This window comes from Nonomuraea sp. NPDC047529, from assembly GCF_040642995.1.
Taxonomy (GTDB): Bacteria; Actinomycetota; Actinomycetes; order Streptosporangiales; family Streptosporangiaceae; genus Nonomuraea.
In genome coordinates this window covers 1-10,367 of sequence record NZ_JBEYTJ010000087.1, presented here as the reverse complement: position 1 = coordinate 10,367, position 10,367 = coordinate 1, and the positions used below count along the sequence as shown (strand labels likewise).

Here is a 10,367-nt window from a genome sequence, read left to right as displayed (position 1 = left end):
CTCGTGCGCGGCGTGCGCGGCGAGCGCGGCGAGCGCGGCGAGCGCGGCGAGCGCGGCGAGCGCGGCGAGCGCGGCGAGCGCGGCGAGCGCGGCGGGCGCGGCCGGCAGGGGTTTCACGAGGGCTACGGTGTTCGCGGTGGAGCGGGGGCGGGCCGGGGAGAAGGTGGCCTATCTGCGGCTGCGCGGCGGGGAGTTGCGGGCGCGGCAGCGGGTGACGTTCCTGCGCCGCGAGCCGGGTGGGGGCGTCCACGCCTACGAGGGGCGTCCGAGCGGGGTGGCCGTGGTGGGGTCAGGGGCGCGGGTGGCGGTGGCGGGGGACATCGCCACGGTCCGGGGGGTGCCGGAGATCCGGGTCGGCGACCGGCTGGGCGAGCCCGGCCCGGCAGGGCAGGCCCACTTCGCCCCGCCCAGCCTGGAGACCGTCGTACGCCCCCGGATCCCCGGCCAGGAGCCGCGCCTGCACGCCGCGCTGGTCGCGCTGGCCGAGCAGGACCCCCTGATCGGCACCCGTACGCTGCCCGGCGGCGGGACGGCGGTCCTGCTGTACGGCGAGGTCCAGAAGGAGGTCATCGGCGAGACCCTGGCCAGGGACTTCGGCGTGGAGGCCGAGTTCGAGCCGAGCCGGCCGGTCTACTTCGAGCGCCCGTCGGGCACCGGCGCGGCCCGGGAGGAGATGCGTCAGGCCGGAGGCGCGTTCATGGCGACCGTGGGCCTGCGCGTGGAGCCCGCCGCGCCGGGCTCCGGCGTGCTCTACCGGCTGGAGGTCGACCTCGGCTCGCTGCCGCCGGCCTTCCACCGGGCGATCGAGGAGGGCGTACGGCACACGCTGGGCGCGGGGCCGCGGGGATGGCCGGTGACGGACGTGCTGGTCACGCTCACCGCGACCGGGTACGCCTCTCCGGTCACGGCGGCGGGCGACTTCCGCGGGCAGGCGCGGGCCGTGCTGACCGAGGCCCTGCGCAGGGCCGGGACCAGGGTCTACGAGCCGTGCCACCGCTTCGAGCTGGAGGTGCCCGCCGACGCGTTCGCCACCGTGTCGGCGGCCCTGGCCGGGCTGGGCGCCGCCCTGGACGGCACGAGCAGGCGGGCCGAGACGTGGGTGCTCGAAGGCGAGATCCCGGCGGCGTCCGTGCACGAGGCCGAGCGGCGGCTGCCGGGCCTGTCGCACGGCGAGGGTGTGTGGTGGTCGCGACCCTCCGGAGATCGCCCGATTCGCGCGCGATAGGCAGAATGTCGGATTTCGGGGATAGATGGGTATTTAACCGCCATAGTGTGCCAATCGGGCGCAACCGTCACAGGGGGAAGACGATGGCTGACACGAAGAAGAAACCTGCCACCAAGTCCGGCAAGGCCAAGAAGCAGGCCATCAAGACCAACCGGCAGGCCAAGGAGACCAAGAAGGAAACGAGAAGGACCGACGAGGGATGACCCCGTGAGGTGAATCGCGCAGCCGGGGGCCGGCGGCCCCCGGCTGTCCGGTGGAGGAGGAGCTGCGCACATGTCGGCCTATCTCCGCTTTCCCACTGTCTTTCAGGACGTGGTGGTCTTCGCCGCCGAGGACGACCTGTGGATGGTCTCGGCCCAGGGCGGCCGCGCCTTCCGCCTGACCGCGGGCGCGGCCGAGGCCGGCTATCCGCGCATCTCGCCGCGCGGCGACCAGATCGCGTTCGTCGGCCGTGAGGAGGGCCCGGAGGAAGTGTACGTGATGCCGGTCGTCGGCGGCGCCGCCCGCAGGGTCACCTTCCACGGCGCGCGCTGCACGGTCACCGGCTGGGACCACGAGGGCCGCATCCTCTACGCCAGCGACCAGTCCCAGCCGTTCGCCGGGCGCAAGTGGCTGCACCGGGTGACGCCGGGCGGGGTGCCGCAGCGGCTGCCGTACGGACCGGCGAACTCGATCGCCTACGGCCCCGACGAGATGATCGTGCTCGGCCGCAACACGGCCGACCCCGCGCGGTGGAAGCGCTACCGCGGCGGCACGGTCGGCGACCTGTGGATCGACACCGACGGCGACGGCGAGTTCAGGCGGCTGATCCGGCTGCCGGGCAACCTGGCCTCGCCCTGCTGGAGCGGGCGGCGGGTCTGCTTCCTGTCCGACCACGAGGGCGTCGGGAACGTCTACTCCTGCCTGCCCGACGGCCGGGACCTGCGCAAGCACACCCACCACGACGACTACTACGCGCGCAACCTGTCGAGCGACGGCCACCGGCTGGTCTACCACGCCGGCGCCGACCTGTACCTGCTGGAGCCGGACGAGGAGCCCAGGCGGCTGGAGGTGCGGCTGGCCAGCTCCAGGACGCAGCGCAACCGCCGGTTCGTCGACGCCGAGGACTTCCTCGACAGCGCGACCCTCAGCCCGGACGGCAGCGCGCTGGCGATCACCTCGCGCGGCAAGGCGTACGCGATGGCCGACTGGGAGGGCCCGGTCAGCCAGCACGGCGAGCCGGACGGCGTCCGCTACCGCTTCCTGACCTGGCTCAACGACGGCGTACGGCTGATCGCCGCGGCCAGCGGCGAGGCCGACGAGGAGACGCTGGTCATCCTGGAGGGCAGCGAGGGCGGCTGCGGCGTCGAGGTGGCCAGGCTGGGCCGGATCAACGAGCTGGTCCCCGACCCCGCGCACGACCGCGTGGCCGTCGTCAACCACCGCCACGAGCTGCACCTGCTGGACCTGGCCACGGGCGCGGCCACCCTGGTGGAACGCAACCCGCACGGGCCGCCCGAGGACCCGGCCTGGTCGCACGACGGGCAGTGGCTGGCCTACGCCGGGCCGCTCAACGCCCAGACCACCGCGATCAAGCTGCACCATCCGGAGACCGGCCGGACGGTGGCCGCCTCCGAGCCGGTGCTCAAGGACTCGATGCCGGCCTTCGACCCGCAGGGCCGCTACCTGTACTTCATCGGCCAGCGGGTCTTCTCGCCCGTCTACGACCAGTTGCAGTTCGACCTGGGCTTCCCGCTGGGCACCCGGCCGTACGCGATCGCGTTGCGGGCCGACGCGCCGGACCCGTTCGTGCCCGGACAGCGCCCGCTCAACGGCAAGGACGACGACGAGGACGAGCCGGAGGAGGCCGTCCGGGTGGACCTGGACGGCCTGGCCGCCCGCGTCACCGCCTTCCCGCTGCCGGAGGGCCGCTACGAGGGCGTGGCCGGTCTCAAGGGCAAGGCGCTGCTGCTGACCAGCCCGCTGGAGGGCGAGAACACCCTGCACCTGTACGACTTCGCCAAGGGCAGGAACGAGACGTTCGCCGACGGGGTCACCGCGTTCGAGCTGGGCCGCGACCACAAGACGTTGCTGTACCGGGCCGGGAGCCGACTGCGCGTGGTCAAGGCCGGCGAGGCGCCCGAGCACGACGACGACCCGCCGGGACGCGAGAGCGGCTGGATCGACCTGTCGCGCATCAAGGTGTCGGTGGCGCCGGAGTCGGAGTGGCGGCAGATGTTCCGCGAGGCGTGGCGGCTGCAGCGGGAGAACTTCTGGACCGAGGACATGGCCGGCGTCGACTGGCCGGCCGTCTTCCGGCGGTACGAGCCGCTGGTGGACCGGGTCACCACCCGGGGCGAGTTCTCCGACCTGCTGTGGGAGCTGCACGGCGAGCTGGCCACCAGCCACGCCTACGAGAGCGGCGGCGAGTACCGCCCGGGGCCCGACTACAGCCAGGGCAAGCTGGGCGTCGACTGGGACTTCCGCGACGGCGTCTACCACGTCCACGCGATCGTCACCGGCGACCGGTGGGACCCCGAGGCCACCTCGCCGCTGAACCGGATGGGGCTCGACGTACGGCCGGGGGACGCGGTGCTGGCCATCAACGGCGCGCCCATCGGCCGCGCGGCCACCCCGAACGAACGGCTGGTCAACCAGGCGGGCGAGGAGGTCGAGCTGACCCTGCGGCGCGAGGAGCGGGTCTTCACGGTGACCGTGCGCGCGCTGGCCGACGAGCAGCCGGCCCGCTACCGCGACTGGGTCAACCTCAACCGCGCCGAGTGCCACGAGCGGTCCGGCGGCCGCATCGGCTATCTGCACGTCCCCGACATGGGCACCGAGGGGTTCGGCGAGTTCCACCGCGGCTTCCTGGCCGAGTACGACCGGCACGCCCTCATCGTGGACGTGCGCTTCAACGGCGGCGGGCACGTCTCGGCGCTGCTGCTGGAGAAGCTGGCCAGGCGGCGGCTCGGCTACGACTACCCGCGCTGGGGGGATCCGGAGCCGTACCCGCCGGAGTCGCCGCGCGGGCCGCTGGTGGCCATCACCAACGAGTGGGCGGGCTCGGACGGCGACATCTTCAGCCACACCTTCAAGCTGCTCAAGCTGGGCCCGCTGGTCGGCAAGCGCACCTGGGGCGGGGTGATCGGCATCTGGCCGCGCCACCGGCTCGCCGACGGGACCGTCACCACGCAGCCGGAGTTCTCCTTCGCCTTCGACGACGTCGGCTGGCAGGTGGAGAACTACGGCACGGACCCCGACATCGAGGTGGACATCACCCCGCAGGACTACGCCAGGGGCGTGGACACGCAGCTCGAACGGGCCATCGACGTCGCCCTGAACCTGCTGGCCGAGCATTCGCCGCATACGCCCGATCCGTCGCATCGGCCGGGGATGCAACCTTAGGAACCCATTCGGCGTCTAAAGATCATAGGCGGGGAAAGCGCACAGGGGATGACGTGTGCACTCCGCTCGCGCGCGGCCCGGCGACCGGGACCGCGCGTTCGCGAATGCAACCGAGCACAAGGGGGATCGTCCAGGTGCGCGCACTGGCACGCAGGGGGAAGTCGGCGATGGTCCGGTTGTACCGGGGGTACAACCGCCGCAAGGCACGCAAAGCGCCACCTCCGTCGACCGACCGCATCCGGATCCTGCTCCTGCACGCCAACGGCATGGGCGGCACGATCAGGACGGTGTTCAACCTGGCCGGCTACCTGGCCGACAAGCACGACGTCGAGATCGTCAGCATCCTGAAGGAGGCCGAGGAGCCGTTCTTCCCGCTCGACCCGCGGGTGCGCCTGCGCTTCCTCGACGACCGGCTCAAGCCGAGCGCCGACCCGCTGCGGGCGATGTTGTCGAAGTTCCCGAGCAAGCTGATGCCTCCGGAGGAGACGGCCTACCACCGTTTCACCCTGTGGACCGACTACCGGCTGGCCCGCTACATCCGCTCGCTCGACAGCGGCGTGCTCATGGCCACCCGTCCCGGGCTCAACCTGGCCATGGCGCAGTTAGCGCAGCCGGGCGTGATCACCGTCGGGCAGGAGCACGTGGCCCTGCGCACCCAGGCCGAGCCGATCCAGAAGCTGATCAAGTGGCGTTACCGCCGCATGGACGCGCTGGTCACCCTCACCAAGGCCGACCTGCGCGACTACCGCAGCACGCTGCCGAAGAAGCCGAAGAAGCTGGCCCGCATCCCCAACGCCGTCCCGCCGATGACCGGCGGGGTGTCCCGTCTGGACGCCAAGGTCGTCGTCGCCGTGGGCCGGATGACCAGGCTCAAGGGCTTCCACCGGCTGATCACCGCGTGGGAGACCGTCGCCGCCGCGCATCCGGACTGGACGCTGCGCATCTTCGGCGCCGGGCCGCAGCAGGAGAACCTGGCCGCGCAGATCGTCGAGGCCGGGCTTGAGGGCAAGGTGGAGCTGCCGGGGCCGACCAGCGACGTGGGGGCGGAGCTGGAGAAGGCGTCGATCTTCGTGCTCAGCTCGCGGCACGAGGGCTTCCCGATGACGATCCTGGAGGCCATGGCCAAGGGGCTGGCCATCGTCAGCTTCAACAGCCCGCACGGGCCCAAGGAGATGATCACTGACGAGGTGGACGGGCTGCTGGTCAAACCCCGTACCAACGCCAACCTGGCGTCCTCGATCATCCGGGTCATCGAGGACGAGCCGCTGCGCCGGTCGCTGGCGGCGGGGGCGCTGGAGACGGCGCGGACCTACGACGTGGACGCCGTGGGCCAGAAGTGGGACGCGCTGCTGGCCGAACTGGTGGCCCGCCGCAACGGCACGTACGTGCGCCCGCCCCGGCCCGAACCCGCCGAGGTCGCCACGGCCGACGAAGCCGCCGAACCGGCCGAGCCCCGGATCTAGCGGGGCGAACGCCACAGCTCCGAGCCGGTGACCTCCACCGGCTCGGCCGCGACGTCCGCCGGGACATGGCCCCGGGCGCGGGGGCGATCAGTGAGGGAAGCCTTCCCGTGTCAAATCCGGGAATGCCGGGAATTCTCTAGACAACTTCGCCCACGGGATCCACGGAGGGCTGCTTGGGCACGAAGGACGTCATCGCGTTGCTCGCCGGGGCGGTCATCGTCGTCTCCTTCGTCGGCAGCGCCAAGAGCCCCGCCGCCACCGCCGCGAGCCCCCTCAGCAACGCCAGCGGCACGCTGCCCGGCCTCGCCCCCGTCCTGTCCGACGGCGACAGGGCCAGGGCGCGCGCCCTCATCGGCCGTTTACGCGTCAAGAGCCGGGGCCCCAACACCGGCTACGCCCGCAGCCGGTACGGCGAGAACTGGGCCGACACCGCCACCGGCGTCCCCTACGCCCGCAACGGCTGCCGCACCCGCGACGACCTGCTCGCCCGCGACGGCACCGGCGTCGAGTACCGGGCCGGGTCGAGCTGCGAGGTCGTCGCCATGAAGCTGACCGACCCCTACACCGGCCGGCTCATCTCCTGGCGCAAGGCCCAGGCCGACGAGGTGCAGGTGGACCACGTCGTACCGCTCAACTACGGCTGGCGCATGGGCGCGCCGCGCTGGCCGATGGCCAAACGCCTCGACTTCGCCAACGACCCGCTCAACCTGTTACCCGTGGACGGCCGCGCCAACGAGGAGAAGGACGCCTCGGGCCCGTCGGGCTGGCTGCCTCCCCAGCGCAGCGTCCGCTGCGCGTACGTCACCCGATTCGCCCAGGTCGCGCTCAAGTACGACCTGCCCGTGACCAGGGCCGACAAGAACGCCATGCTCGCCCAGTGCCGCTAGCCCCGGTCCGCTTCAGGGGCCATGGAAGAAGAAAGGGCCTTACGCGGAAGAGGAGAGGAAAGCGATCGTTTTCTCTTCTTGCGAGGATCAATGACGTTAGGCAAGGGACTGCTGGCAGCGGTCCTGGCAGGCACGCTGAGTGTGAGCGCGACGACGGGAACCGGCACGGCCGACACCGGCCGGGAAGGGCCCGGGCAGCCGCGCTCCGGCACGGCGGGCAGTGTGACACTGCTGACCGGCGACCGGGTCGTGGTCACGGGCAGGAGCTTCCGGGTGGAGCCGGGCGCGGACCGGGAGGTGCACTTCTCCTCCGGGTACCGCGACGGGCACCTGTACGTCGTCCCGTCCGACGCCGCGCCCCTGGTCGCCCAGGGGGTGCTGGACGAGCGGCTGTTCGATGTCACCCAGTTGCTCGCCTGGCGCTACGGCGACGCGGACACGCCCGACATCCCGCTGATCACACAGTCGCCGCGGGGAACGGCCCCCGCGCTGCGAGGCGCGGCGGCCACCCGGCAACTGACCAGCCTGAACATGACGGCCCAGCGGGTGGCCAAGAAGAGCGCCGGCGAGGCGTGGCGGAGCCTGCTCGGCGGGGCGTCCACGCTGGCCGCGGGCAAGGACAGGATCTGGCTGGACGGCCGGCGTTCGTACACCCTGGATCGCAGTACGAAGCAGATCGGCGCGACCGAGGCATGGCAGCGGGGTCTCACCGGACAGGGCGTCACGGTCGCGGTGCTCGACAGCGGGTACGACCCCACGCATCCCGACCTGAAGGACGTGGTCACCCAGTCGCGGAACTTCTCCGACGAGCCTGACATCACCGATCGAGTCGGACACGGCACGCACGTCACCTCGATCATCGCCGGCGCCGGCGAGAAGTACCGCGGCGTGGCGCCGGGAGCCCGCATCGCCTTCGGCAAGCTGGGTGAGCGCATCAGCGACTCCGCGATCCTGGCCGGGATGGAGTGGGCCGCCACGGAGGTCAAGGCCAAGATCGTCAACATGAGTTTCGGCGGCCCCGACGAACCCGGCCTCGACCCGATCGAGCAGGCGGTCAACACCCTGTCGCAAGCCACGGGCACCCTGTTCGTGGCGGCTGCAGGCAACGAGGGCGAGCAGAGCGGGGGCAGCGTGAGCAGCCCCGGCAGCGCCGACGCCGCGCTGACCGTCGGCGCGGTGGACCGCTCCGACCAGGTGGCCGACTTCTCCAGCACGGGCCCGCGTATCGGCGACCATGCGGTCAAGCCGGACCTCACCGCCCCCGGCGTGGACATCGTGGCCGCCGCCGCGGCGGGCACCGCCGACGGAACCCACGTGGCGATGAGCGGCACGTCGATGGCCACCCCGCACGTGGCGGGAGCGGCGGCCATCCTCGCCCAGCGCCACCCCGACTGGAGCGGGCAGCAGCTCAAGGCGGCGCTCGTCGGCAGCGCCAGGCCGACCGCCGGCGCCACGCCGTACCAGCAGGGCACCGGGCGGGTGGACGTGCCGCGCTCGCTGGACCAGGAGGTGATCGCCGCTCCCACCGGCGTGTGGGCCGCGTTCTTGTACGGGCAACCGGGCGAGCGGCGGGCCACCGGGAAGATCACCTACAGCAACACCGGGGCCGCGCCCGTCACCCTGGACCTCGCGGACGGCTCCGACGTGCTCACGCTGTCGCCGCAGCGGCTGGAGGTGCCCGCGGGCGGGCAGGCGTCGGTCACGGTGACCATCGACGCCGAGGGCAAGGGCCCCGGCGACTATCCGGGCATCGTCACCGCCACGGCCGGTGACACGGTGGTCCGCACCCCGGCCGGGGCCTACGTGGAGCCGGAGTCCCATGACGTCACGGTGACCGTCAAGGGCAGGGACGGGGGGACCGCCGACGGGGTACAGAGCCTCGTCTACGACCAGGCGACCGGCGCGCAGCGCGGCCTCGTCTTCCACGGCGACACGGCCACGATCAGGCTGCCGAAGGGACGCTGGAACCTCTACACCGAGATCTGGGGGAAGGCGGAACGCAGCTTGACGCTCGCGCACCAGCCGTTCGAGATCGACGACGCCGACGTGTCGCTGACGGTCGATGGGAGCAAGGCGAAGCGGATCTCGTTCACGGTCGACGACCCCACGGCCGTCTCCGATCCCGCGCTCTCCCTCTCCGTGGTCAACGGGCCCTGGACAACCGCGATGATCGCGTTCGGCTACTCCGGCGGCTACTACCTCGTCCCGGTGCGGCAGCCGGGGCTCACCTACCTGGCCCAGACCGTCTGGACCAAGCAGGGCACGACGCCCAGCCCGTACCGCTACGACCTCGTCGACCAGCGTACGGACGGCTTCCCCGACAACCCCGGGTACGCCGCGCGGACCCGGGACATGGTCAAGGCGACCGAGACGTACCGCTCGACCGTCCCGGGTGCCACCGGCCTGCTGAACACGGGGCCGGTGCTGCCCGGCGGCGTCCTCTCGCCGGGATTGAGCACGTGGGAGGACATGCCGCTGCCGAGCCGCCTGACGCGCTACCTCACGCCGGGTTTCGCGTGGAACGACGAGTTCAGCACGGGCGGCCTGATCGAGCAGGGCACCGGCCCGGTGCGCGACAGGAACTTCACCCAGGTCTGGAACGCCGCGGTGACCGGCCCCTCGTTCGCCGTCTCCGGCGGCAGCCGGGCCGGCGACACCCTGGCCTTCCCCGCCGACGGGCTGTACAGCAGCGGAACCGCCGGGCGTACCGGCATGGACGCGACCGCGACCGGCACCCTCACCCTGACCGGGAACGGAAAGGAGATCGCCACGACCGGCATCGCCGGCTGCCTCCCCTACCGCAGCGAGGAGTGCACGCTCACCGCCACGTTGCCGCAGGCCGACACCGCCTACACGCTGACCGCCTCCTCCCGGCGGCCGGAGGCGAAGCTGTCCACGGCGGTCGACGCCGTCTGGACCTTCCGCTCCGCCCGTACGGCGAAGCCCGAGCCCCTGCCGCTGATGGCCGTGCGCTACACGCCGCAGGACCTCGATGACGACAACCGCGCCAAGCCGGGATCACGGACCACCATCCCGATCCGGGTCGAGCGCGCTCCCGGCGCCGGCCGGGCGGCGGTCTCCTCGATCAAGCTGCAGGCGTCCGCCGACGACGGCAGGACGTGGCGACCGGTGCCCGTCCGGGCGACCCCATCGGGCTGGACGGCACGGCTGGACAACCCGGCCACCGCGGGGTACGTCTCGCTGCGCGCGACCGTCACCGACAAGGCGGGCGACGGCGTCACCCAGACCGTGACCCGCGCCTACGCCGTGGGCTGACCCGTACGGCCGGTGAGCTGAGGCTCCCGGCGAATCACGACTCGTCCGCCCCCGGGGCGTGGGGGCCGGGGGGGGGGCGGTGGGGGTGTTGGGGCCCCTCAGCGGTGGCGCTTCCCCGCGGGGGGCGAGGGG

5 protein-coding genes are annotated in these 10,367 nt (G+C 72.4%); all 5 read left to right on the top strand.

The features are described from left to right. The first annotated feature begins 136 nt into the window (after positions 1-136). The 5 genes from ABZ815_RS52345 (at position 137) to ABZ815_RS52325 (ending at position 10,235) form a co-directional block, all read left to right on the top strand. Entirely contained in the window at positions 137-1,225 is a 1,089-nt protein-coding gene (locus ABZ815_RS52345; protein WP_357710968.1) for a hypothetical protein, read from the top strand. A gap of 273 nt (positions 1,226-1,498) precedes the next feature. Then, positions 1,499-4,609, top strand: coding sequence for a PDZ domain-containing protein (locus ABZ815_RS52340; RefSeq protein ID WP_357710965.1), 3,111 nt, complete (start codon positions 1,499-1,501; stop codon positions 4,607-4,609). Positions 4,610-4,743: 134 nt separating this feature from the next. Next, positions 4,744-6,072: a glycosyltransferase family 4 protein gene (locus ABZ815_RS52335; RefSeq protein ID WP_357710962.1), complete on the top strand. Its 1,329-nt coding sequence runs from the start codon at positions 4,744-4,746 to the stop codon at positions 6,070-6,072. Positions 6,073-6,245: 173 nt separating this feature from the next. Beyond that, positions 6,246-6,959 (top strand): HNH endonuclease family protein, encoded by a 714-nt coding sequence (locus ABZ815_RS52330; protein WP_357710959.1) that lies wholly within the window; start codon positions 6,246-6,248, stop codon positions 6,957-6,959. Positions 6,960-7,049: 90 nt separating this feature from the next. Next, complete coding sequence (locus ABZ815_RS52325) at positions 7,050-10,235, top strand: S8 family serine peptidase (protein ID WP_357710957.1); 3,186 nt, start codon at positions 7,050-7,052, stop codon at positions 10,233-10,235. Positions 10,236-10,367 lie beyond the last annotated feature (132 nt).